General features: G+C 42.8%; 16 protein-coding genes and 1 pseudogene. 7 read left to right on the top strand and 10 right to left on the bottom strand.

What is annotated here, in order from left to right; all coding sequences use genetic code 11:
- The first annotated feature begins 29 nt into the window (after nucleotides 1-29).
- The 6 genes from FTU75_RS10705 (at nucleotide 30) to FTU75_RS10680 (ending at nucleotide 14409) form a co-directional block, all read left to right on the top strand.
- Nucleotides 30-3815, top strand: a complete 3786-nt coding sequence (locus FTU75_RS10705) for an exodeoxyribonuclease V subunit gamma (protein ID WP_180115930.1) — start codon at nucleotides 30-32, stop codon at nucleotides 3813-3815.
- Entirely contained in the window at nucleotides 3812-7582 is a 3771-nt protein-coding gene (locus FTU75_RS10700) for a UvrD-helicase domain-containing protein (RefSeq protein WP_257223766.1), read from the top strand. The genes FTU75_RS10705 and FTU75_RS10700 overlap by 4 nt, the downstream gene beginning before the upstream one ends.
- A 194-nt stretch (nucleotides 7583-7776) precedes the next feature.
- A complete protein-coding gene (gene recD, locus FTU75_RS10695; protein WP_257223768.1) occupies nucleotides 7777-9504 on the top strand; it encodes an exodeoxyribonuclease V subunit alpha in 1728 nt (575 codons plus the stop codon).
- A gap of 867 nt (nucleotides 9505-10371) precedes the next feature.
- Nucleotides 10372-10641 carry a 30S ribosomal protein S15 gene (gene rpsO, locus FTU75_RS10690; protein WP_067761248.1) on the top strand — a complete coding sequence of 90 codons (270 nt, stop codon included), beginning with the start codon at nucleotides 10372-10374 and terminating at the stop codon, nucleotides 10639-10641.
- A 273-nt stretch (nucleotides 10642-10914) separates the two neighbouring features.
- Nucleotides 10915-13002 (top strand): polyribonucleotide nucleotidyltransferase, encoded by a 2088-nt coding sequence (pnp, locus tag FTU75_RS10685; RefSeq protein WP_180078135.1) that lies wholly within the window; start codon nucleotides 10915-10917, stop codon nucleotides 13000-13002.
- Between the two features lie 138 nt (nucleotides 13003-13140).
- Nucleotides 13141-14409 carry a magnesium transporter CorA family protein gene (locus tag FTU75_RS10680; protein ID WP_180115929.1) on the top strand — a complete coding sequence of 423 codons (1269 nt, stop codon included), beginning with the start codon at nucleotides 13141-13143 and terminating at the stop codon, nucleotides 14407-14409.
- Between the two features lie 35 nt (nucleotides 14410-14444).
- Here FTU75_RS10680 and FTU75_RS18680 read toward each other — a convergent pair.
- The 10 genes and pseudogenes from FTU75_RS18680 to FTU75_RS10630 form a co-directional block, all read right to left on the bottom strand.
- A pseudogene (locus FTU75_RS18680) lies at nucleotides 14445-14893 on the bottom strand (DUF2147 domain-containing protein).
- Between the two features lie 158 nt (nucleotides 14894-15051).
- Nucleotides 15052-15315 (bottom strand): YdcH family protein, encoded by a 264-nt coding sequence (locus tag FTU75_RS10670; protein WP_078192816.1) that lies wholly within the window; start codon nucleotides 15313-15315, stop codon nucleotides 15052-15054.
- A gap of 81 nt (nucleotides 15316-15396) precedes the next feature.
- Nucleotides 15397-15735: a chaperone modulator CbpM gene (locus FTU75_RS10665; protein ID WP_111885626.1), complete on the bottom strand. Its 339-nt coding sequence runs from the start codon at nucleotides 15733-15735 to the stop codon at nucleotides 15397-15399.
- 10 nt (nucleotides 15736-15745) lie between these two features.
- Complete coding sequence (locus FTU75_RS10660; RefSeq protein WP_180115958.1) at nucleotides 15746-16708, bottom strand: DnaJ C-terminal domain-containing protein; 963 nt, start codon at nucleotides 16706-16708, stop codon at nucleotides 15746-15748.
- A 141-nt stretch (nucleotides 16709-16849) separates the two neighbouring features.
- Nucleotides 16850-17314 (bottom strand): DUF2147 domain-containing protein, encoded by a 465-nt coding sequence (locus tag FTU75_RS10655; protein WP_180115928.1) that lies wholly within the window; start codon nucleotides 17312-17314, stop codon nucleotides 16850-16852.
- A 188-nt stretch (nucleotides 17315-17502) separates the two neighbouring features.
- A complete protein-coding gene (locus FTU75_RS10650) occupies nucleotides 17503-17967 on the bottom strand; it encodes a DUF2147 domain-containing protein (RefSeq protein ID WP_180115927.1) in 465 nt (154 codons plus the stop codon).
- Nucleotides 17968-18252: 285 nt separating this feature from the next.
- Nucleotides 18253-18705 carry a DUF2147 domain-containing protein gene (locus FTU75_RS10645; RefSeq protein WP_257223764.1) on the bottom strand — a complete coding sequence of 151 codons (453 nt, stop codon included), beginning with the start codon at nucleotides 18703-18705 and terminating at the stop codon, nucleotides 18253-18255.
- A gap of 246 nt (nucleotides 18706-18951) precedes the next feature.
- Nucleotides 18952-19827: an Hsp33 family molecular chaperone HslO gene (gene hslO, locus FTU75_RS10640; RefSeq protein WP_111885623.1), complete on the bottom strand. Its 876-nt coding sequence runs from the start codon at nucleotides 19825-19827 to the stop codon at nucleotides 18952-18954.
- A gap of 50 nt (nucleotides 19828-19877) precedes the next feature.
- A complete protein-coding gene (locus FTU75_RS10635) occupies nucleotides 19878-21719 on the bottom strand; it encodes a monovalent cation:proton antiporter-2 (CPA2) family protein (RefSeq protein WP_180115926.1) in 1842 nt (613 codons plus the stop codon).
- A 79-nt stretch (nucleotides 21720-21798) separates the two neighbouring features.
- Nucleotides 21799-24021, bottom strand: coding sequence for a primosomal protein N' (locus FTU75_RS10630; RefSeq protein ID WP_180115925.1), 2223 nt, complete (start codon nucleotides 24019-24021; stop codon nucleotides 21799-21801).
- Nucleotides 24022-24171: 150 nt separating this feature from the next.
- Between FTU75_RS10630 and gspF the strand changes: the two genes are divergently transcribed.
- Nucleotides 24172-25377 (top strand): type II secretion system inner membrane protein GspF, encoded by a 1206-nt coding sequence (gspF, locus tag FTU75_RS10625; RefSeq protein WP_180089615.1) that lies wholly within the window; start codon nucleotides 24172-24174, stop codon nucleotides 25375-25377.
- Nucleotides 25378-25422 lie beyond the last annotated feature (45 nt).

The raw sequence follows: 25422 nt of genomic DNA, 5'->3' as shown, positions 1-25422 counted from the left end.
GTTGGTCACTCAGGCTGTAAAGGTAATCCATGGCAATACATGTAATTCAGAGTCAAAGAATCGAAGTTTTGGTGGATTGTCTAATCAAAAAATTAAAATCAAATCAGTCGACTAATGCATTATCTGTCTTGCAAGAACGGCATATCGTGGTACCCGATCAAGCCATTGCAGCATGGTTAGAAAAACAAGTTGCTGAAAAAATCAGTATTAGTGCCAATATTAAGCATCATCGTAAAATTTTAGGGTTGCAGTGGAAAGCCTACGATTGGGCCTTGCCGAACAAACAAGACCGTGAGCGAATTAAAGGTATCAACATGCCGCCATTGATTATGCAATGGCGTATTTATAATGCTCTAGCCGGTTTTATTGCGGCTGATAAGTTTGATGCTGCTCAGATTCCGACAGACGTGCAGCCCTTAGTTCAGCGTATTTTTGACAGCACAGCACAACTCTCAGATCAAAAAAAACGTGAGCAAAAGCGCCAAGAAATGTTGTACTGGATCGCTGCTCAAGTCACTCGGCTTTTTACCAACTACATGGCCTTTCGTGGCAGTTGTATTCATACCCCTGATGAAGGTGTTGAGCAATGGATTTGTCCACATTGCGATACCGACTGGCTAAAAGCGTGGAGTCATAACCAGCCATTAAATATTATGCAACTCACAGGTCTGAAACCTGAACAAGCTGATGAATATCTACCGACGCAGGCTCGACAACTAGAGCAGTGGCAGCGTTGGTTGTGGCATCAAGTATTCAAAAAAGATTTTAATGACCGTCAGGAAATAGACAATAAATTTTGGTTTGCCTTGGCGCATGCTGAGCAAAATCGGCAGCAGCAGTTTGATTTGGATGCTGAGGATGATGAACGCGATGATGATGAGCGTCATCAAACCTATAACGGTTTACCTGAACAGATTTTCGTCTTTACTACCTTAGAGCTACCACCTGCACAACTCAAATTTTTATATCGTTTGGCGGCGTATACCGAAGTACATTTGTTGTATTTCAACCCATCGCGTGAGTATTGGGCAGACATGGTCGATCCTGTTTGGAAAGATCGTTATAACCTAAAATTGCAACAGCGTTATATTGAACGAAATCCTAATGTCAGCACAGCGCAAATTCAGGCCTATCTGAGTACGACCAATGCGGAATTTCGTGAATCACAGCATTCATTATTGACTCGTTTAGGCAAACGTGCGCGGGATAACTTTGCATTATTGGTGAATATGTCTGGTGGCGAAGGCTGGGAAGATATTTTTCCAGATACTGAGCCGACAACGCTGCTCGCTCAAATTCAATATGACATCATGACTCTAGAAGAGCCCGAACAGCATCAATATGCACTCGCGGGTTCAGATGAATCGATTCAATTTCATGTCTGTCATTCTAGCCTGCGTCAGTTAGAAGTTTTACGTGAGCAGTTGGTACATTGGTTGGCCGAAGGCTCGGAACAAGAGCCACGCCATCCGAGTGATATCTTGGTATTGGTGCCAAACTTAAAAGAACTGGAACCGCATATTCGGACGGTCTTTTCGACGACTCGAGGCATGGGTCGCAGTGCTGTGGATTTACCTTATATCCCAGTAAAAATTGCAGGTGTGGTTAGTCAAGATATTCAAAATGCATGGAAAGCCTTTGTTGGACGCATTGAAATTAGCCAAGGTCGTTTTACCGCAGAAGATTTTCACGATTGGTTGAATTTGAATGCGGTGCAAGAACTGTATCAGCTCGACCATGTACAAATGGAACGTATGATGGAACTGCTAATTCAAGCCGGTTTCCGTCGTGGTTTAGATGAACAGCACATGTTGGCTTATTTGTCTGAGCAAGACCGAGATTATCGTTATACCTTTAAATTTGCTTTAGACCGTTTGGCGATAGGGATTGCGATTCCACAGCATGCCGTATTTGAGAATACCTTAAGTTTCGCAGGGGTGCAGAGTAGTGATTTTGAGTTGGTGCAAACCTTAATTCAGATCTATCAAGATATCAGTGCGCGTCGAGATTGGCTTAATCCGAACCTCAGTGCACAGACGGTCAAAGCGTGGTTGCAAAAGCTAGATGCAGATTTAAAACCTTTTGTTGAAGCCAGTGGTCGAGCATTTGAAACCATACGCGGTGTGATGCGTGCAATGACACAACGATTGAAAAATGCCCAAAGTGAAAAAGTTGAGTCGCTACCAAATAGCTTTAATTTACCGCTATCTTTATTGCTCAAGGAGATACAACAAGGCATCGATGGTTCTGTCGATCAGATCGAACCAACTGGTTCAGTGACCTTTGCAGACATGGGTAAAATCCGTCAAGTCCCATTTTCACTGGTGGTGTTGTTGAACATGGATAGTGGAAAATTCCCACGTCGTGATCAGAAAGTACCTTTTGATTTAATGGATGTGTTTAAGCCAGTATTGGGTGATCGCTCACGTTTGGAAGATGATAAAGGTGCATTTTTAGATGCCTTGTTATTTGCCCGAAAGTCCTTATGGATTTTCTATAATGGCTTTGATGTCAATGGAGGTGAAAGTCGTGAACCATCATCTGTCATTTATGAGTTTAGCCAATTCCTCGCTCGAATGATTCAACCCCAGCAGTTAGATCAGCCACATAATGCCATGTTGGATTTGGATGGCTTACGAATTCCAGAGCAACTCGAACCGCTCTATCATATCTATCCGTTGCAGCCATTTGACCCGACAGGATTTCAGCAGTCGAAAAACGTACGATATAAAGATCAATGGTTTGCTGTGGCGGAACATATTTTAAATCAGTCTGGACAACGCCAACCCTGGATTAACCTTGATTATCCAGTGCATGATGCACAAGAAGTAAGGGTGTTAGATGGTCAGGAATGGATTAAAGATGTGGTATTCCCAGCTCGGGCATATTTGAAAACGCTTGGTGTGGCCAGTGTGTATACCGGTGATCAGTTACCACAGAAAGAGCCTTTATTACTTGACCGTTTACAGCAATACCATGTCCGTGAATTATTGCAAAAGCATTATGTGCAGCCTGCATCTCGTGTCAATCAAGCTGAGGATCAGAACTCTACGACTCCAACTGAACCAGATATAGCATTATTCCAAGATGTACTGCCTGTAGGACATAGCCAAATAGCGACTTGGAAGCTCAGTTTACAAGAGCAGACACAATTGTTAGCACGTTTAGATGGACGTTGTGTAACTGCGACCACTTTACAAAACTTACAGCTTGAACCGCATTTGATACTGAGCATCACCGTGCCTGAAGACCGTCAGAGTATGCATTGGTTAAGCTGTATGGCGTCAGGGGCAAAGCCTAAACGTCAGACGCAAACGTGGCTCGAATATCTACTGTGGTTGAGCTATTTAGACTTAGGCGATGAGGGCGCGACGTATCGTCGTGAAGTAATTTGTAATGATAAAAGTATAGTTTGTTGTGGTTTAAGCTCTGCACAAGCCAAGCTGCAGCTCAGTGAATGGCTGGCGATGTGGAAACATGCACAAAAACGTCCTGTGGTGCTGCCTGCTGCTTTAATTCGCCAAGAAAAATGCACTTGGGTGGAAAATGAAACAGGCCAACTCATGCCAGATAATTTTGCAAAGCTTCAAGAGGAATGGTTGAAAAATCATAGTTTTGGTGGAGTGGGGTTGGAGTCGAATGAAGCCAATAGCCACCATCGTGATTGGAGCTTTATTTTACAGCAACAAGCGGCAGATGAGCTTCTGGCATTGTCCTGTCGTTATTATGCAGAACGTTTATATCATGTGATGGATACCGAGGCAGATGACGGCCTAAAAAAACTTAATGTCATCAAGCCTGAGGTCAAAAAATGAATATGCCACAGCAAACGATGAATATGTCCACCAACCCGATTGCAGACATGAGCTTTACGGGACTGCATTGGATAGAGGCTTCTGCGGGTACAGGGAAAACCTATACGCTTTCCAGTCTGATGGTGCGGATTTTTCTCGATCGTTATATGCCGAATCAGGTCATTGCCACTACCTTTACACGTAAGGCTACAGCGGAACTCAAAGCGCGGGTTCGACTGCGGATTGAAGAAACCCGTAACTTTATTTATAGCCTGTTAGCGGCACCTCAAGATGAGTTGGCCGAACTTCAGCAGAGTTTGAGTGACCCTTTGTATCAGCAGGTGTTGAAAGATCATGGGCATCATTTAGATTATGCCTACAATCGGCTGAACGTGGTCTTACAACAATATGAAGAACTCTTTGTCGGAACTTTAGACAGCTTTAGTCAAAAGTTATTACGTGAATTTGCCTTTGAAAGTGGTCGTATTGAACAGGTGCAAATCAGTGAAGATGAAGATCTACATATTGAACGTATTATTCATGATTTATTAAGAGATTGGATTCAGCAGCAGCCTGCGCATTTGATTGAATATTTGCTGTTGAATCATCAGTTGAAAGGCCCTGAATACTATCTGGGCGTGGTAAAGGAAAGTCTAAACTTCCCATCGGTGGATTTACGTGTCCCTGAATTACCCGAAAATGCTTTGGCACATTTTGAGGCGATGTGTCATCAGCTTGCGCAAATGCTGCCTGCTGCTCGTGTAGAACTTGCAGCGTGTTTTGATGCCGCAAGTCATTATAAGAACCTTGTCGACGCTCGACGTTTTAATAAAGGGGCATTCTTTGTCACCTTTAACACACGCATTCCCGAGTTTTTACAGCACTTTGAAGATTCGGGTAGCCAAGGGGTATTGACTCAGTCCGACGTGTTACAACCGACAATGAAAGCCATTCGTTCATTGTTTTATGATCCGAATAAAACTGAATTCAAGCCACGTGTATTTAAAGACAAAGTCGTTGAAGAGCAGCCAGATGTCTCAAAAGAATTTTATCAACATGCTTTTGTTCAACAACTCCGAGCGGTGCTCAGCGCTTATGAACATATCAATCAAGCTGAACAATACCTGAATTTTTATTTGGCGCAGGAAGTTAAAAAGCGTTTGCCTCAAGTGTTGTCCCACGCTGGGGAAACCACCTTTTCACAGCAAATTCGGACTTTATCGGAAGCCTTGCAGCAAAGTTCATCAGCAAGGAAAGATAGTTTTGCCGCTCATGTTTTAGCACGATATCCGCTGATTTTAGTCGATGAATTTCAAGACACCAACCAAGATCAAGATGACATGCTGTCCAGTATTTGGCGGGTCAAGGAGCGCTTACATCAGGGTTGTATGATTATGGTTGGCGACCCCAAACAGGCGATTTATGGGTTCCGTGGCGGTGACATGCTGACCTATCGTAAAGCGCGTCATGATATTCAAAGCAAGGGTGGGCGTTGTTATACCTTGAACAAAAACCATCGTTCAGTCAAAAATTTGGTTGAAGTGGTGGATGCCTTGTTTCATCGGCAAATGGACTTTGGTGAGCATGTTGAATACACCCCAATTCAAGCAGGGGAGCGCGAGCATCCGCCGTTGATTGATCATGATCAAGTCAATCCACAACCGCTGCGTTGGTTGGCTTTGGATGAAACGCTGAATGAAGCAGAGCAAGTGGCTTGGCAGATTCAGTCCTTGCTCAACCAAGCTCAGCAAGGACATTTATATTTTCAAGACAACAATACCCAGCGAGCACTGACAGCAAACGATATTGCGGTCTTGGGGCAAAACCATTTCGACTTAGAGCAAGTGCAACAATGTTTATTGCAGCTGGGCGTTCCTTGTTATAAAGCCTCTCGGGACAGTGTCTATAAAAGTTCCGTCGCACAAGATGTTGCCGCTTTGCTGACGGCGATTTTGAATCCTTATCAAGAAGCCAAGGTGAAACGTGCGCTGCTGAGCCGTTTATTGGGTTTTGATCTGAAACAACTGGTCGCACTCGAACAGCAGGCAGATGGACTGAGCGAAATTATCGAAAAACTCGAACAGATCCGACAAATTTGGAATGAGCAAGGATTCCGCAGCGCGTGGAATAGCTGCATGACAGTCTTTCAGGTGTGGACGCGTTTGGTGGCTGGGCAAAGTCGAGATAATGAACGCACAGTGGTGAATTTACGCCATATCGCAGAATTATTAAGTCAGCAAAGTGAACATTACACAGGTGCACATAAGCTTTATCAATGGTTTATTCGCCAAATCAATTTAGGCATCAATAATGAAAGCACCCAAGAGCGAAAATTGACTGGGCAATTGGGGGTGCAACTGATGACGATTCATGCATCCAAAGGCTTAGAGTTTGGTTGTGTATTTTTATTGGGAGCAAATGCAGGCTTAAGTGAAAAAGGCAATTTGAATTTTTCCCTTAAAGACAATCAGCAAAAAAGCCTTGGGTTAGAACGTGTGATTGCCGTGAAGTCTTCGGACTTACCCGAAGATGATATTCAACAAAATGATGCGCGCAATGAAGCAGAGCATCATCGCTTGTGGTACGTGGCGTTGACCCGTGCCAGTTATCGTGTCTATGCCGTGCTACGTCATCATGAAGTAGAAAAGAAACAAATGGCAGAAGCGCGTTCAGGACTGACTTTTTGGCGTGGAAGCGAACCTGATCTGTTCCAACATGCAGAAAGTGTGGATGCTGATGTTTTGCGTGCAGCACCACCGATTTTGACTCAGACTCAGGTTGAAGCTGTTGTATTAGACGCGGAAGAAATTCCCAACAGCCATTTTTATCCACGGGAAACCACCAGCTTTACCGCGCTCACGCGCACGACACATAAGGCACATATACAACGTGACCAACTGGCAGCGGTCATGACCGAGCCAGAAGACAGTGCTGCCGATGAAGTGGAACAGCTTGAAATTATTGAAGCAGAAACTGCAGAGAAAATTAGTTGGATTAAACGGCACTTTCCAAAGGGAACCAAGCCCGGAAGTTTCTTGCACAAGTTGATGGAAAAAGTTCGATTTAGCACCCCAGAAGATAAGTTGGCCAAAGCCATCGCAACGCGTTTTCATAGTGATGTTGAGTTTGATTCGCCGCAAATATTGCAAAATTTGATTAAACAGTTTGGGCAAACGGCGAACCCTGAACAAGACGAAGCTGAACTGATTGAAGAAATGCAGGAATGGTACAGTCAAATCATTCATACACCGTTGCATGATGGTTTTAGCCTGCATCAGTTAAACGATGGTGAATATCGTTCAGAAATGGACTTTCATTTAAGTATGGCGGATCGTGCATTGGCAATACGTAAAATACGCATGCTATTTGAAAGCCTAAATGAGCCAGATTTACAGATACAAGATTTGAATGATGTGTTTACAGCACGCTATCTGACGGGGTCGATTGACTTGGTATATTTTGATGGTCAGCGTTATCATATTGCCGATTATAAAAGTAATTTCTTAGGCGATCAGACCGCACATTATGATCATGCCTATATTCGAGAAAGTATGAGTCATTCCAGTTACTGGTTGCAGGCGGCTTTATATTTGGTGGCCCTACATCGTTATTTGAAAGCAGTGATGAAAGACTATGACATGACGCAGCATTTGGGTGGGGCGAGTTATTTATATCTTCGCGGTATGGATGGACAGTCCGATCGTGGAGTATATCACTGGAAGCCGGCGGATACATTCATTCAAAACCTCGATGCAATATTGAGCGAAAAGGTTGTGGTTAAAACGTAAATAAGCACGAAAAAGATAAAAATATTCACGCTGAAACAATAAGTTGCATTGTGGATAAGTTTGAGGATAACTGTGTGGAAAATGATCAAAAAGCCTTGTCAGCACAGCCTTTGTACGCGGGACAAGAAAATACTGCAGAAACGCAGCTTTTAGTTCCCCAAAATACACAAGAAAAAGCTGATTTAGATGCGGTTTTGCCGGATTGGATTGACTATTTAATCCAACACTATTTACCCAATCAGGTCAGTCATCCTGCTGCAAATCAGTTAATTCAACAATTGATGCAAGCCGTGGAAAAAGGCGATAGTTGTATCTTGGCCGAAGATGCACAGATTCAATGTTTGGCTCAGATGGTTCAGCATGAGCAAGCTGAAAATACACCTGTTGCACCTTTTATTTTTGATTCACAGCGACTGTATCTTTATCGCTATTGGGCATTAGAAAATGCTTTGGCCAAGCAAGTCGCACGTTTAAAGCAGCAAACAGAGCAAAATCTTAATCAAACGCAGACGCTTAATATTGAAAAGGATTTACTGACCGATCCCCATCAGATCCAAGCACTGCACATGGTGTGTCAGCACAATTTTAATATCATTACCGGTGGACCTGGGACAGGTAAAACCTATACCTTGGCTCGGATTATTGCCGTGTTGAATGAGCAAAATCCAAATTTAAGAATTGCGATGGCAGCGCCGACAGGAAAAGCGGCGCAGCGAATGGAAGAAGCCTTACAAGCAGCGTTTAAAGATCCTGCATTGCAGCATTATTCGATTATTCACAAACATTTGAAACCCGTAACTTTGCATCGTCTATTGGGTTTAGGGACGCGCGCTATTCCTCGGTTTAATGAGCGTCAACGCTTACCCTATGACGTCATTGTGGTCGATGAAGCCTCTATGTTGGACTTAAGTTTGGCACAGATGCTATTCGCGGCAATCCCTCAACACAGCAAGCTGATTCTATTGGGGGATGCAGAACAGTTGGCTTCGGTCGATGTTGGCGCTGTTTTGGCCAACCTTCAGGATGTTGATGCCTTACAAGCCAACCGTACCCATTTACAGACCAGCCGCCGTTTTGTACAGGGTGCAGCCATTGGTGAGTTTGCTCGTTTTATTCAACAACAAGAACAACAGCAAACAACCACAGAAGTTCTGGCGAAATTCGAACATCAGGTGGTATCTGCATCCGAACTTCAGCCGATTCAACTGACACCGAATATGAGCGATGTGATTCAGTTGCAATATCTCCCCGAAGCCACGAACAGTGCGGCACATTGGGCAAAATATTATGATCAACTGATGTATGGTTTTCAGCCCTATGTGGCATGGTTAAAACAATGGCCAGAGCAATCCGCTGAATATGCAGATTGGTTAGCCCAATTGATTCGTTATTTTGATGATTATCGAATTCTATCGGCCATTCGACATGGAAAATTAGGCTTACATGAGCTCAATCAGCAGATTGAACTTCGGGTCTTAAATGCCTTGGGTGTGTTGAAACAAGGGGATTGGTATGTTGGTCGTCCAGTTATGATGACCTATAACGATTATCAACTTGGACTATCAAATGGTGATATTGGGATTTGCTTAAAACGACCGATGACGGAAAAGTCGCAGTTTGAGGTTTATTTTCCGAGTTTGGATAAATGGGTTGTGGCAACACGGTTACCTAAAAGTATAGAAACTTCCTACGCATTGACTATACATAAGTCTCAAGGTTCTGAATTTACCCATACGGCGGTAGTTTTGGAAAATCATGCAACCGAAATGATGAGTAAAGAGCTGATTTATACCGCCATCACTCGTGCGAAAAAAGTGGTGAGTTTACTTGTTGCAAAAGATGCATTGGCAAAAGCGCTTATAAAAAGAACAGCACGAGTTAGTGGTTTGTTAGAAAAAATTAACAATCACCTATCTTTGTAAAGCCTGGGCAAAATGTACCGTATTTTGTAAGAAATAGCTTACATTGATTCAGGAGATTTGCGCATAGAGCTTCTTAGAGCTTTTTGAGAAGATGACTTCACAGAAAAAGAACTCAACACGGATGGTTGAGTAAAATCGCAAAAGTATAAGAATAACGTCAAAAGACAGCGAACTTACAGTGAAGTAAGGAAATAGGAAACTTACAGCCGCTAAGCCTTGTAGTTTTGGGAGAGACTACAAGGCTTTTTTATGTATAGAAAATAAGAAATGCCTATATGCTGTAACAGAAAAGAAATAGAGCTTAACCGATGTACGAAAAAGCTTACATATAGATACGAAAAATACGACTTTTATCTAACAGCCGTTGTGGCAAAATCTACCACATAAGGAAGTGCAAGTTAAAACATGGAATGTTTAACATAAGGACGCGGAAAAGCGCCACATAAAACAATAAATAATAAAACAATAACTAAAAAAGAAGAAACTACAGCGCAAAAAAGCCCGAGCCCAACTCGGGCTTTTTTTTAATCATTCCAGTTTAAGTTTTGTATCCTAAACATCGAGTGGCAAAATGTATCAAAAATAAGTTTAAAATTCATTCAATAATATGGAATTCAATGTGTTGGAAATATGCAGTTTTGTGTCGTATAGAGTATCGAAGCATATAAAAAATTTATAATGGAATCGAGAGGAAAAATAAGGCGTTATTGTCATTAAGAAAACCTGACGAAGTCGGCTATCTCTTTTTGCAATTAAGACGATTTTCCCTTAATATAATGCACTTGCTGTAGTGATGCACGGCAGTCAGCTGATTTATTGGTTGATTCGTATCAAAAGTTAACTTTATAAGCATCTCGGAGAAATCGAATGGCTTTAACAAACGCAGATCGCGCAGAGATCATTGCAAAATTCGCTCGCGCTGAAAACGACACTGGTTCACCAGAAGTTCAAGTAGCTCTTTTAACTGCTCAAATCAATGATTTACAAGGTCACTTCAAAGAGCACAAGCACGACCACCATAGCCGTCGCGGTCTTATTCGTATGGTTAACCAACGTCGTAAGCTTCTTGACTACCTTAAAGGTAAAGACGCTACTCGTTACAGCGCATTGATTGCTGCTTTAGGTTTACGTCGTTAATTCGATTTAAACTTTTATTTTCGGACTATTGCATGCTAAGTGCCGTATTACTGAAAACTAAAGTCTATCCAACCTTGGTTGGATAATGGGGAAGGGGCGATGATTCGCTCCTTCTTTGTGTCTTAAATTAGTATTTTAAATTAATGTTTTTAATCTCTAGTGAGGTCGGCTTCTAAGCTTTGTCATTTATGTTACAGCGTTTGGGGCGTTGAATGAATGCCAAACCTTAGGGGTCTCCACTAGAATAAAATCAGGAAAAAATAAAACATGTCGATGTTTAATATTATTCGTAAAGAATTCCAATATGGTCAGCATCAAGTTGTCCTAGAAACAGGTCGTATTGCGCGTCAAGCGAATACTGTGATCATCACTATGGGTGGTGTACAAGTTCTTGTTGCTGTTGTTGCTCAGCCAACAGCGAAAGCAGGTCAAGACTTCTTCCCATTGACTGTTAACTACCAAGAAAAACAATATGCTGCAGGTCGTATTCCAGGTGGTTATGGTAAACGTGAAGGCCGTGCGTCTGAAGCTGAAACGCTTATTTCACGCTTAATTGACCGTCCAATTCGTCCATTGTTCCCAGAAGGTTACTATAACGAAATCCAAGTGACTGCGACTGTTATTTCTTCTGATAAGACAATGGAAGCTGACATTGCTGCAATGTTAGGTACTTCAGCTGCACTTGCAATTGCGGGTACACCTTTCCGTGGTCCAATCGGTGGTGCTCGCGTTGGTTTAATCAACGGTGAATACATCCTTAACCCGAATCACGAACAGCTAAAAGAATCTGACCTTGACCTTGTGGTTGCAGGTACAGAATCTGCGGTATTGATGGTTGAATCAGAAGCGAAAGAGCTTTCTGAAGACCAAATGCTTGGCGCTGTATTGTTCGGTCATGACGAAATGCAAATCGCGATCCAAGCGATTAAAGAATTTGCTGCAGCTGCTGGTGCAACAGAGTCTACTTGGACTGCACCTGCGAAAAACGAAGAGCTTCGTGCGAAATTAAAAGAAGCGTTTGAAGCGAAAATCTCTGAAGCATACACAATCGCGGTTAAACACGATCGTTATGCAGCACTTGATGCGCTTCAAGCTGAAGCTGTTGCTCAATTCGTTCCAGAAGATGACGTTGACGGTATCGCTGACGACTTAGCTGAATTATTCGAAGACCTTAAATACCGTACAGTACGTGACAACATCTTGTCAGGTAAGCCACGTATTGATGGCCGTGATACGAAAACAGTTCGTGCGCTTGACGTACAAGTTGGTGTATTAGACCGTGCTCACGGTTCTGCATTATTTACACGAGGTGAAACTCAGGCGTTGGTAACAACAACTTTGGGTAATACACGTGATGCGTTAATGGTGGATACATTAGCAGGTACGAAAACTGACAACTTCATGTTGCACTACAACTTCCCTGCATACTCTGTAGGTGAAACTGGTCGTGAATCTGGTCCTAAACGTCGTGAAATCGGTCATGGTCGTCTAGCGCGTCGTGGTGTACAAGCTGTTCTTCCTGCAGCTGACCGCTTCCCGTACGTGATTCGTATCGTATCTGATATTACTGAATCAAACGGTTCATCTTCAATGGCGTCTGTATGTGGTGCTTCTTTATCACTTATGGATGCAGGTGTGCCAATTAAAGCGCCAGTTGCTGGTATTGCGATGGGTCTAGTAAAAGAAGGCGAACGTTTCGCAGTGCTTTCTGACATCTTGGGTGATGAAGACCACCTTGGTGATATGGACTTTAAAGTAGCCGGTTCTGCAAACGGTATTACTGCACTTCAAATGGATATCAAAATCGAAGGTATCACTGAAGAAATCATGGAAGTTGCATTAAACCAAGCGTATGCAGGTCGTATGCACATCTTAAATGCAATGAACCAAGTGATTTCACGTGCTCGTCCTGAAATTTCAATGCATGCACCTACATTCCAAGTGATCAACATCAACCCTGATAAGATCCGTGACGTGATTGGTAAAGGCGGTGCAACAATCCGTCAAATCACTGAAGAAACCAAAGCGGCAATTGATATCGAAGACAACGGTACAGTTCGCGTATTTGGTGAAACCAAAGCGGCTGCTTCTGCTGCTGTTGCGAAAATCCAAGCGCTTACTGCTGAAATCGAACCAGGTACAATCTACACTGGTAAAGTAATCCGTATCGTTGAATTTGGTGCGTTTGTAAACATCCTTCCAGGTACTGATGGCTTACTTCACATCTCTCAAATTTCTAACGAACGCATTGCGAACGTTTCAGACGTATTGTCTGAAGGTCAAGAGATCAAAGTACAAGTTGCTGATGTCGACAACCGTGGTCGTATCAAATTAACTATGAAAGACATCGAACAAGCTTAATGGTTTGTTGATTCACAGGGTTTCGGCTCTGTGAATGGATTCTAAAAAGCCTTGAGTGCAGTCAGAGTATGAACTTTGACTTGCTCAAGGCTTTTTTTATGGCATCATGCAAAAAGTAAACACAATAATAAATGAGATATGCAAACCTATTATTTTTTTCAGCATCCAACAGCCGCGCATATCTATGTGCAAGACCAAGTGCAATGTGAGCATCATCCTGAACTTGAACCTGAGTTTATTTGGATTGATTGTACCCGTGAAGATGTCGTCAACCGCCCAGAGCAGTGGCAGAGTGATATTTTTCAGGCATCAGATCTACGGGTAAATGAATACCATCTTCGGGATATTTTAAATTTAGAGCATCCGTGTGCTTTTGACACACTCGATGATTACGATTTATTAATTTTTAGAAAAATGGTCACACCCGATGACCAAATTGTTGCAGGTGCAGAAGCTCTTGAAAAGCATGAGCGAGTCTTTGGTTTGGCGACCACCCCGATCAGTTTTTTGATCACGCCCCAAGTGCTGATCACGGTGCGCGAAAAAGGCAACAAAGCCATTGAAAGTTATATCCAACGGATTGAAACTTTAATTTCTCGTCCGATTGATGAACAAAATAAACCACGAAAATTAGCCATTACACCCTTAGATTTGGCATTGCGCTTACTGAATAATATGGTAGATGGATACTTGGATTTACGTGTTCCTTTGACCCGCCGTGTCGAGTTTTGGCAGCAAGAATTGCTGCAAGGGCATCGGCGTTTTACCAAGTGGCATCAGCTGCTGCAGGAAAATATGGCTTTTCAGCAAGTGGAAAATTTGTGTGAAGAGCAAATTGAAGCCTTGCAAGAACTGCGTGATGAAGTTGTGGATAATTACCCACATTTGAAAGGCAAAAAGCGCAGTGAAAAGCAGGATATCATGCTGGTTCGCGTAGATGATTTAAGCAGTCATATCGAACGCATTCAAAAACATACCGCACGATTACGCAGTGCCGTGCAGGCCGCCATTGATCTGCATTTTTCAGCCGTTGCTAACCAAACCAATGAAAATATGCGGATTCTGGCGATTATTACGGCAATTTTCGCACCATTAACCTTATTAACCGGTATATACGGTATGAACTTTGAGTTTATTCCGGGACTCAAATCGCCAACCGGTTTTTGGATCATGCTCGGCATCATGCTGATGACCACGATTTTACTACTGTATTATTTTTATCGACGGCATTTGGTCGGGCGCGGTGAAAAAAGCGTGATTGATATGTTGGCACAGCAGCACGGCGATCAACATATGAATCTGTTTTGGTTTATGGATTATGAACCAATCAAACAGACGGTGAAGGGCACAGTCAAAGGTACGGTTAAAACCATGAAAGAAATTGAGAAGCTGACGAAACTCAAATAATTCGCATCAGCTTCTCAGAAGGATGGGTTTAGTTGTTAATCATTACGAATCCATGTGGTACTACGTCCGAGTGCAGACACGCCAATATAGCCGCGCATGGTTAAACGTTTGCCATTTGCACTCAGCTTGCCTTTGCCTTTATAGACATTGCCCGAGAGGGGATCCAGCACGGTTCCATTGCTATATTGATTTGGATGTTGTGGGTCTGGTTTAAATTCTTTGATAATTTCGGAACCTATCAAAACCCATTTTTGAGTTTGCCATTACATTTTAAGCATACTTCAACCAAGGGTTTGTACGGCAATGGGCATATTGCAGTGAGTGTTCCACTATACGTCCCGTCGGCATTTTTAACGACGGTGACATCGCCGCGTGAATATCCTGTTTGGTCATCAATTGTTTTCCAAACACCGGTCATATCATTGGCATGCAACAGACTGCTGAAACTGAGTAATGCTCCAAATAGCACATGATGTATTTGCATGATGAATCCTTTGTCATGATTTTATTGTTTTTTAAAAATCTGCAGTACAACGCGATTTGACCGATCCTTATGGTCTTAGTAATTCAATTGCGTAGCCTCGTGGGTTGTACTGCGAACGACATACATCATGAAAAATCCCCTATACATGAATCGATATCTCAAGAGATATCATCATTTTCGTTACTTTTCAGCAAGCGATAAATTTCATCTTTTAGCTTTAATTTCTTACGCTTAATGGTCTCAATATCCGTGTTATGATGATTGACAGGATTTAATTCCAATTGAATAATTTCACGATCTAACTCATCATGTTCTTCAAAGATCCGTGCAAAATATGGATTTTCATCACGTAACTGAGAGACCAAATCACGGTACTCAGGAAACATGTTTTTGACTTTTTTATTGCAATCTCGTGTTTTCATGGTTGTCGATCACTTCCTCTACAAGACAAACTCTACAAGAAAAGAAAAACGCCCTGCGAGGCAGAGCGTTCATGATTACATTTAATGTGAATGAAACTGTTGGTGTTTGACTTGGCGACGTAGTTGTTGAACTTCGTCAATTAAATCAAGCATCATAGCGACCGCAGTAAAACTGGCATCGAAATCTCGTTGAAGCCGATACGCACGCCGTGCGCGAGATATATCATCGCCAAAAAATTGATGAATCCTGTCTTCTGAACGGCTAGGCAGAATATCGTATTCGAGTAGTTGCAGAACCCATTCTGGACTTTGCCCACAGGCAGAGGCAAAGTGTTGTAGATCAAAACTACTTTTTTCGTCTACGATTTCAGTCTGTTTACATCCGTCACAGACAATTTCACGATAATGAATTGTTGTCATGGTGCTCTCCTTAAGACTGTCGTGGATTAAATGACGGAAAAGCTTGAGCAAAAGCCGCATATGCTTGTTGCTCTTGTTCGGTTTGTGCAGCTGGTATCTGTATATTTAAAATCAGGTAAAGGTGTCCGGGTGTTTTATTTGGTATCCCTTTGTCCTTTAATCGTAGCTGCTGACCAGTACGTGCATTTTTAGGAATTTGTAGTTCTAATGTTTTGCCATCAGGACTGGTAAATGCAATTTTTTGACCCAATGCGGCTTCCCATGGACTGATATTCAGTTGTTGGAAAATATCAACGCCTTCTACACGGATTTGCTCAGTTTGTTTATACAAAATTTCAATGTATAAATCGCCGGCGGCTCCACCGTTATAGCCAGCTTGCCCTTGGCCGGAGAGTCGAATTTGTTGACCTGATTTCATACCTGCAGGAATTTTGACTTGCAGGGTTTTACGTTGGACTTCAGGCTCACCATGGGCGTTGAGGCTTGGAATCTGTAAGGTGATATTCTGCGTTGCACCATGAAATGCGATTTCTAAATCCACTTCTAAACTGGCGTGTTGGTCTTCACCACGGAAGCTCTTGGTTTGGCGGTTTGCACGTTGATACTGATAGTCACCGCCACCAAAGCCTTGCCCAAAACGACCAAACAAGTCTTCAAATCCACTAAAGTCCGCATGCTGACCATCACTCGTCGATTGGCGATAAAACTGAGATTGGTCAAAACCACCCTGGTTGCCAGCATTAAACCCAGCAAATCCTTGTGGATGATCGAGTTCAAAATCGTATTGTTTTTTCTTTTCGGCATCACTCAAGGTGTCGTATGCAACATTAATCGCTTGCATGCGCGCTTCAGCATCAGCTTCTTTGCTGACGTCAGGGTGATATTTACGCGCCAATTTTCGATAGGCTTTTTTAATTTGATCTGCCGAAGCATCTCGGGCGATCCCTAAAGTTTGATAGTGATTGTCTAGCATACTCTCTGTATAGATATTGATCATGTTTTAATCAATATAGAAGGGTTCATCAAACTGTCATAGGGGCAAACTGCAGCTTATTGTTTCAAAACATGACAATAAAAAAGCCTCACGAGGAGGCTTTTAAAAACACATTTAAAATTAATATTTTATCCAAGTGACACTACGACCAATCACAGATACACCAACATACCCACGTATAGTTAAATGTTTTCCTGAAGCACTAAGTCTTGCTTTGCCTTTATAGATTTTTCCACCAATCGGGTCCAGAACTTTACCGTTTTGGAATTCACGTGGATTTTTTGGATCTTGTTTAAAGTCCCAAATAAATGGCAAGCCGATAAAAGGTTTATTTTTCAATTCACCTGGGCAGTTCGAGCAGACGCCCATTTTTTCAGTGCCAGGGACATTGCGTGTGGTGACAATGATGCCTTCATAGCTTCCATCGGCTTTTTTGCGAATTTCAACGTCTGCACGCGAATATCCTGTACGGTCATCGACGGTTTTCCACTTCCCCACTAGCAGATCGGTTTCCGCAGCGATTGACAATCCTGACAAAGTGCTAAGTAGTATTCCGGCAAATAATTGTTGATATATTTTTTTCATTTCATCCCCTGAAAATTCAGAATTGTGTTTTTAGAGTAAGTTGCCTAATTTATATATAAAGTCCTACAAAATCAATGCGATAGTTTGTGATGTATTTGGCATATTTTTTTAAAACGCTGCTTTAATATGGAGTTTTTACTCTAATTTTTAAGTTAAAAAAGGCCTCTAATGATTTAAAGGCCTCGTGCTTAGTTTTTGACCCAAGTGACATTGCGTCCAATTGCAGAGCCTTCAGTACGATTATTGATGATCAAATGCTTACCATTATTCATCAAACGAGCGCGTGCATTGTAGTGCTTGCCTGATTTGGGATCGAGCATCACTCCACCCACAAATTCATTGGGCTTTTCTGGATCAGCGCTTAGGCCGCTTAAAGTGGTTAAACCGACCATGGGTTTATTTTTCTGAGCACCGGTGCATTGCGTGCATGTCGAAACATTTGCCGTTCCCGGTACGCTTCGGCTTTGGATAATGGTGGCTGAATACAGGTCATGCTTATCTTTGCGAATCACCACATCGGCAAGTGAATAACCTGTTCTATCATCAATGGTTTTCCATGTCCCCACTAAGGGGTCAATCGCTGCAAAAGCAGAGGATAAACTGCAGATGGAGAACATGCCGAACAGGATAGAAGGGAGGAGTTTAACAGCCATATAATTACCCACATTACACAAAAAGCGGATGCCTAAAACTTAAAGGCATAAAAATATTATGGGTTTAATGTAGCCTGAAATAATATGAATATTCTAGTGATTTTTTAAGGATTGGTATTTATATTTTGAGCCAAAACATGAACGTGTTGGCGCTAAATGAGGTTTATGCTGAACGTCTACGCACTAGTAAAATAGTCGGAATTCATCTTAAAAGTCGATTGTTATTGGCATGATGAACTCGTCTGGAGTTGAGTTCATCATGCCAATGAAAGCCAAAAGGCCGCTTTAGTTGACGCGGATCCAAGATACCGTCCGACCAAGGAGCGTGGTTCCAACATAACCTCGAAGTGTCAGCACATTGCCGCGCGCATTCAATTGCCCTTTACCTTGATAGGTATTGCCTGAAAGTGGGTCGATCACCTTGCCATCGGTATAGGCATTCTCTTTTGCATTATGTTTAAAGCCAGAAAAGATCGGTAAACCAATTAAAGGTGCATTTTTGAGTTTACCTTCGCATTTTTCACAAATGGTGGTGACAGGGCGGTTGGGGATGGCATGTACTTTGGTGATTTTACCGCTATAGCTACCGTCTTTTAATTTGGTGATTTGGACTTCTGCACGGGCATAGCCTGTTTTGTCATCTATGGTTTTCCATGTCCCGACGAGGTCTGCTGCATGTGCTGTTATTGGGCCAAAGCAGAACATGGCTAAAGCAATAGCGAGTATTTTGAGTTTCATATTTTATCCAGTTTTTTTACATTATTTTTCTATTAAAAATAAAGCTCTGTTGATTTTTTTGACTTTATTTCTGGCGCGATTCTACTCGAAAAAAAATTGATCGCAAATACAGCTGATCATGTTGAGGTTATAAAGTTCGCAACCATTCGACTAAGCGCAAGAAAGTAACTGTTCTAAATTTAATCGGAATAATAAAAAAGCACCCCGAAGAATGCTTAGATTTAGGCTTTCAATCATCACGATGATTTAGCTGAGGTGTTGACCAAAAAGGGATAAAGCTTCTTCTGCAGTAAAGGTATATTTTGTATTACAGAATTGGCAATCCATTTCAATTGGGTTTTGAAACTCTAGGGTTTCACGAACTGCAGCAACACCGATTTGTTCAAGTGCTGTCGCACAGCGTTCTTTTGAACATGTACAGCCAAATTTTAAGGCCTCAGTTTCAGGAAGACGAACTTCTTCTTCGTTGTATAAACGATATAAGATTTCATTTGCGGATAAAGACGTTAACTCTTCTGCTTTTAATGTCTCAGTGAGCATGGTTAAACGTGGCCATAGATCTTCATCGACACGGCGTTGTTCTTCTTCGTTGTTACGTGGTAATAATTGAATCAGTAAACCACCTGAACGGCTGTTGCTGCTTGCTAAGACGATACGTGTTGGGATCTGTGCAGATAGATCATAATATTGCATCAAGCAACCCGCTAATGTCGGTTTGTCTAAAGGTACAATCCCTTGATAACGCTCACCAAATTCAGGCTCGATATTAATGAAAAGCACTGGGTTTACCAAGGCTTTCAGTACCGTGCTGCTGTCTTCAGCGGCTTGAAAGTGCGGGTCTTCTTCATAATCGGCAAGTGCGCGAACTTCACCGAGATGATTACATTCCGCCATTGCCCATTTAAAAGTGCCTGCAGCCTGAATTTGTAAGCTAATACGACCTTTAATTTTTAAGGTGCTGGCCAACAAGGCAGTCGCGCTGAGCATTTCACCCAAGAGAATTTGTACAGCAGGTGCATAGTCACGCTGTGCAAGAATCGTTTGTAGGGCTTCTTCAAGATGAACCACTTCTCCACGAACAGGGCTATCTTCAATAAAAAAGCGTTGGCGTAAATCTGACATAAAATTCTCCATAACCCTGCTTTAATGGTGACGATATTGTAAAACACAAGTCATTCATTATCATCTCTTGTGACATCAATACGATGACGTTGTAAGCTGCGTTGTAAATCAACACCTGTAGGTTTTTCACGGGCTTGCGCATCGCTTTCAAACAAATGTTCCAGTTCAGCTAAAGCGTTACGATGCGTTTCATAAATCTTTTGTTCATCGGTATAGATTTGCTGCTGTTGAGTCAGCAGTTTCTCATCATAATCACGGAACAATTCGATACTTTTATAGGCATCTTCATCGCTGATGCCTAAGTCGCACAGCATGTGATAGGCCATTCCTAAAGAGGATAAATAGGTTTCACGCCAAATATGCTCAATCCCCAAATCACGCAGCAAATGCACCTGATGACGGTCACGTGCGCGGACCAATAATTTTAACTGAGGGTAATTCAGACGAATATGACGCGCCACGTTCATTGAGTCTTCAATATCATCTATGGCAAGGACAAACACTTTGGCATGTTCAATGCCCGCAGCGCGTAAAATATCTGGTTGTGTGGCATCGCCATAATACAGATGACCACCATAATTACGTACGAAATCGACTTTGTCTAAGTTGCTATCAATGGCGGTAAAAGACAAATGCTGTAAATGCGCCACACGAGCAATGATTTGTCCGAAACGCCCAAAGCCCGCAATAATCACAGGATTATGTTCATCCGGAATGTCGTCATATTCGGGAATGGTTTTTGGATTAAAACGCGGCAAAATTTGTGATTGTATTAACCAGTACAACATAGGGGTCAACACCATCGACAAGGTGACGATGAGGGTTAATGGCTCCAAAATGGCTTGCTGTACGACATTTTCACTTTTCGCCACACTAAAGACCACAAAGGCAAATTCACCGCCTTGAGCCAAACAGGTCGCCAGTAAAATACTGTTGCGCCATGAATTTTTAAGATAACGCGCAATCGCCGTAAGTGACGCCATTTTGATGAGCATCAGTGCCAATGCACCACCGATAATGAACCATGGCATTTCAACAAACAACGACAGTTCCGTGGTCATGCCCACGGTCATAAAGAAAAGACCAAGTAAAAGCCCCTTAAATGGAGCAATACTGGCTTCGAGTTCATGGCGGAATTCAGAGTCTGCCAATAGTACGCCAGTCAAAAATGCTCCGAGTGTGGTACTGATGTCAAGTACATCCATCAACACCACGACACCCAGCACTATAAATAAACCGACAGCGGTGATCAGTTCATGCGCACCACTTTTCGCGACGAAGCGGAAAAAAGGCCGCATTAAGTATCGACTAAATAAAAATAAGCCTGAAAAAGTCGCAATGATGGCAGCGAAATAGGCGATTCCGTGATGTGATGATTCTGTCCCTGCGAGCAGGGGGATGACTGCAATCAGGGGAATCGCGGCCATATCTTGAAACAGCAAAATCGAAAAGGATTGTTGCCCATAGGTGGTGTTTAATTGCTGCTTCTCACTCAGCATCTGCAAGACAAAGGCAGTAGAAGAAAGAGCGAGAGCGAAACCGATAACGATACTGGCTGCAATGCCTTGTTGTAAGGCAAAAAAACTGCCTAGCGCTAAAACAAGACCGGTCAGACCGACTTGTAAACTCCCCATGCCGAAAATAGAACTACGCATACTCCATAGACGCTGTGGACGGAGTTCGAGGCCGATCAGGAACATCAGTAAGATCACGCCAAACTCAGCGAGATCTTGGATCGCTTGGGGATCACTGGCAATGTTAAAGACATCGGGGCCGAGCAAAATACCAGTGAACAGATATCCCAATACCGTTGCAATACCAAAGCGCTTGAGCAAAGGGACAAGCAATAAGGATGCGCCAAGGAAAATTGTGATCTGTAACAGTAGTGACATTTACTCGTCCTAGAGTTGTGTTTTTGGTCGAAAGTTGCAATTCAGTATGACTGATATTTTCAGACTGAATTGTACGCGTTTAACTGAGTTCCTGTGGGTCTATATCGAGGCTCAATTTCATATTTGATGGCTTGTTATGCAAGATGTTTTGCCACCAATAACGCAGATAATAATGTAAGCGCGCACGATCTGTAGACAGTAAAACCATGTGGGATTGGTAACGCCCTGCTTTGCGCTCCATCGGGGCAGGAATCGGCCCCCAAATATCAATAATTCCAGCAGAGTCCTGACGCAGCAATTGGGCATGTTGCTGTAAAAATTCAGTATTGAGTTCTTGGTTTTTGGACTCACAGCGTACCAATGCTGCATAGCGAAACGGTGGCATTTGTGCCATTTCCCGTTCTTTCATGGTTTCTTTGGCAAATTTTCGATAGTTCTCATTGACCAAAATATTCAAAAGCGGATGGTCGGGTCTTAATGTTTGTAGGAATACATCGCCTTTACGTTCGCCACGGCCGGCACGCCCTGTGACTTGCACAATGAGTTGAGCGGTACGTTCGATGGCACGGAAGTCCACACTCAGCAGACCTGAATCGATATCTAAAATCGCCACCAAGGTGACGTAAGGGAAATGATGACCTTTGGCTAGCATTTGTGTACCAAGTAAAATAGCAGGCTCACTTTTTTGAATCTTGTCATAAATCTTTTGCCAACTACCAACGCGGCTGGTTGAGTCACGATCCACTCGAATGATGTCATGTTCAGGAAACAACTCATTTAAACTTTCTTCAACTTTGGCTGTGCCCATCCCAATAGATTTGAGCTCCTGATGATTACACTGTGGACAGTGATCTGGCATACGGTGAATGGTGCCGCAGTGATGACAATGTAAATGTTGATAAGGTGTGCGATGAACCGTGAAATTGGCATCACAGTGCGGACATTTGGCCTGCCATGCACAGCTTTCACAAATTAAAACCGGGGCATATCCACGACGGTTTAAGAACACTAACACTTGTTCTTTTTTTTCAAGGCGCTTACGGATTTCACCAATTAATAATTGGCTGATTCCATGCTGTTTCTGTGCCACTTTCAGATCAAGGATGTGCATTTTCGGCATGACCGCAGTGCCCGCACGTTGGTTCAATTCCAGTACGGTCATTTTGCCTTGTTTCGCCAGTGCATAGCACTCGATACTAGGCGTGGCAGAACCTAAAATGACAGGGCATTGTTCCAGATGCCCACGGTAAAGTGCGACATCCCGAGCGTGATAGCGAAAGCCTTCTTGTTGTTTAAAGGACAGATCATGCTCTTCATCAATCACAATTAAACCTAGATTAGGCAGTGGCGTATAAATCGCAGAACGCGTGCCTAAGATAATAGATGCCTTACCTGTTTGCGCCGCTTGCCAAGCTTGCATACGTTTTGAATCGTTTAAACCCGAATGTAGTAGAGCAATATTGCAATGAAAACGTGATTGGAAACGGCTGATGGTCTGTGGGGTAAGTCCAATTTCAGGCACTAAAACCAAGACCTGTTTGCCTTGCTTTAGAACCTCTTGCATGATTTGTAAATAGACTTCGGTTTTACCACTGCCGGTGAGACCATCAAGTAAAAATGCCTGATATTGATTCCGCGCTTTTAACACCCGATCAATGGCTTTCTTTTGCTCCAGATTTGCAGTGAGTGGCATTTGCGCCATGCTCATAGGCATCGGGCTAAAGTCCTGTTCGGCCAAGACACATTGGCAGATACCTTTTTTCTCTAATGCTTTGAGTGTCGCGGTTTCCACACCTGCTAAATTGAGTAAATTTTCCCCAGTTCCAGTTGGATGTAATTTTAAAATTTTATAGGCTTCTTGCTGTCGTTCCGAGCGCTTAATTTTATCATCGGCATGGAGGTCGAGGAGATTCCATGTACGTGCCAATAAATTATACGGTTTTCCTTGGCGTAACAGGGTCGGAAGGGCACTTTGCATCACTTCACCAATCGGAAATTGGTAATACTGTGCAGACCATGTCAATAAATTTAAAACTTTCTCATCTAAAATGGCACGATCATCAAGAAGTTCGGTAATGGCCTTGAGTTTAAAGCTTGAATCGAGTGGTGCATCGGGAGCAATTTTTTCCACGATGATACCGGTCAAATTTTGCCGACCAAAAGATACAGCAACGCGTGCACCTACTTCAGCTTGTTGGTATTGCTCTTGGTTTAAGCTGTAATCGAAGCAGTCGTATAAATATACCGGAACGGCGACTCGAACGCGGTAAATAGGTGTTGCAATGCTCGCTGAATTTGCCATAAAACGTGGATAAGTTCCTGATTAATTTTCGTCGTGATCGTAAAGGAGTTGTGTTAGAGTGAGCTCATATTTTATATCTAAGAATATGAATGATTTTGATGGTCAGACGCAACTGCGCTGATAGAAATTTTGGAAAATTAGAGCATTACAATGCCTGCATATCAGTTTACTGCCATAGACGCTTCAGGGAAGCAGCAGAAGGGTGTACTTGAGGGTGATTCTGCGCGTCAAATTCGTCAACAGCTCAGAGATCAGTCACTCATTCCAGTTGCTGTCGATCCGATAGAGCAAAAAGACAAACACGCGCAGCAGCGCTGGTTTCAAAAAGGGCTGAATGCCTATGACTTGGCTTTATTGACTCGCCAACTTTCAGTTTTGGTTGCCGCTGCAATACCATTAGAAGAAGCGATTCGTGCTGTGGGAAAACAAAACGAAAAAGCCCATGTGCAAAACCTGTTGATGTCGGTGCGTTCTAAAGTTTTGGAAGGACATTCTTTAGCCAACGCACTACAACAAGCGGGACGCTTTCCTGAACTGTATATTGCCACGATTGCAGCAGGTGAGCGTTCAGGTCATCTCGATCTCATTCTCGACCAACTTGCTGATTACACCGAAAACCGCTTCGCCATGCAAAAAAAAGTGCAGGGTGCGATGATTTATCCCATCATCCTGATGTTAATGTCTTTCGGTATTGTGATGGGACTCATGACCTATGTGGTCCCAGATATTGTCAAAACCTTTGACCAAAGCAAAGATGCCTTGCCGTGGATAACGATCGCTTTAATGAAAGCCAGTGATTTTATTCGAATGGCCTGGCCATTTTTATTGGTCGGTAGCGTAGTCTCGATTTTTCTCTTGGTTCGATTCCTCAGAACAGCGGCGGGACATTATGCCTTTGACCGATTGACCTTGAAATTACCGTTATTTTCCAAACTGTCTAAAGGTATTAATGCCGCTCGTTTTGCCAGTACCTTGTCGATTTTAACCAAGTCTGGCGTGCCTTTGGTCGATGCTTTAAAAATTGGCGCAGCGGTCAGTAATAATTGGGTGATTCGAGATTCGGTCAACCTTGCGGCAGAGAAAGTAACAGAAGGTGGTAATTTAGCAACACAGCTTGAGCGAAGTGGTTATTTCCCACCGATGATGGTACAAATGATCAAAAGTGGTGAAAGTTCAGGCGAATTGGATCGGATGCTAGAACGTGCGTCGACGATGCAAGACCGTGAAGTGACGACCTTAATTTCAACTTTATTGGCGTTGCTTGAACCGCTGATGTTGGTATTTATGGCGAGCATTGTACTGGTGATCGTGATTGCTGTGATGCTGCCAATCGTGAATATGAATAATATGATTTAAGACATTCGAACAATGATGTGAACAGAGATTTGTAACATGCAAGTG

Source organism: Acinetobacter sp. YH12140 (genome assembly GCF_013418475.1).
Taxonomy (GTDB): domain Bacteria; phylum Pseudomonadota; class Gammaproteobacteria; order Pseudomonadales; family Moraxellaceae; genus Acinetobacter; species Acinetobacter amyesii.
Note: the sequence above shows the minus strand (reverse complement) of the source record. Positions and strands in the feature narration are given on the sequence as shown.

Bases quoted from the DNA above. Each gene is read 5' to 3' on its own strand.
- FTU75_RS10705 (WP_180115930.1), top strand. From the start codon at position 30: ATGGCAATACATGTAATTCAGAGTCAAAGAATCGAAGTTTTGGTGGAT.
- FTU75_RS10700 (WP_257223766.1), top strand. From the start codon at position 3,812: ATGAATATGCCACAGCAAACGATGAATATGTCCACCAACCCGATTGCA.
- rpsO (WP_067761248.1), top strand. From the start codon at position 10,372: ATGGCTTTAACAAACGCAGATCGCGCAGAGATCATTGCAAAATTCGCT.
- pnp (WP_180078135.1), top strand. From the start codon at position 10,915: ATGTTTAATATTATTCGTAAAGAATTCCAATATGGTCAGCATCAAGTT.
- FTU75_RS10680 (WP_180115929.1), top strand. From the start codon at position 13,141: ATGCAAACCTATTATTTTTTTCAGCATCCAACAGCCGCGCATATCTAT.
- FTU75_RS10670 (WP_078192816.1), bottom strand. From the start codon at position 15,315: ATGAAAACACGAGATTGCAATAAAAAAGTCAAAAACATGTTTCCTGAG.
- FTU75_RS10665 (WP_111885626.1), bottom strand. From the start codon at position 15,735: ATGACAACAATTCATTATCGTGAAATTGTCTGTGACGGATGTAAACAG.
- FTU75_RS10660 (WP_180115958.1), bottom strand. From the start codon at position 16,708: ATGCTAGACAATCACTATCAAACTTTAGGGATCGCCCGAGATGCTTCG.
- FTU75_RS10655 (WP_180115928.1), bottom strand. From the start codon at position 17,314: ATGAAAAAAATATATCAACAATTATTTGCCGGAATACTACTTAGCACT.
- FTU75_RS10650 (WP_180115927.1), bottom strand. From the start codon at position 17,967: ATGGCTGTTAAACTCCTCCCTTCTATCCTGTTCGGCATGTTCTCCATC.
- FTU75_RS10645 (WP_257223764.1), bottom strand. From the start codon at position 18,705: ATGAAACTCAAAATACTCGCTATTGCTTTAGCCATGTTCTGCTTTGGC.
- hslO (WP_111885623.1), bottom strand. From the start codon at position 19,827: ATGTCAGATTTACGCCAACGCTTTTTTATTGAAGATAGCCCTGTTCGT.
- FTU75_RS10635 (WP_180115926.1), bottom strand. From the start codon at position 21,719: ATGTCACTACTGTTACAGATCACAATTTTCCTTGGCGCATCCTTATTG.
- FTU75_RS10630 (WP_180115925.1), bottom strand. From the start codon at position 24,021: ATGGCAAATTCAGCGAGCATTGCAACACCTATTTACCGCGTTCGAGTC.
- gspF (WP_180089615.1), top strand. From the start codon at position 24,172: ATGCCTGCATATCAGTTTACTGCCATAGACGCTTCAGGGAAGCAGCAG.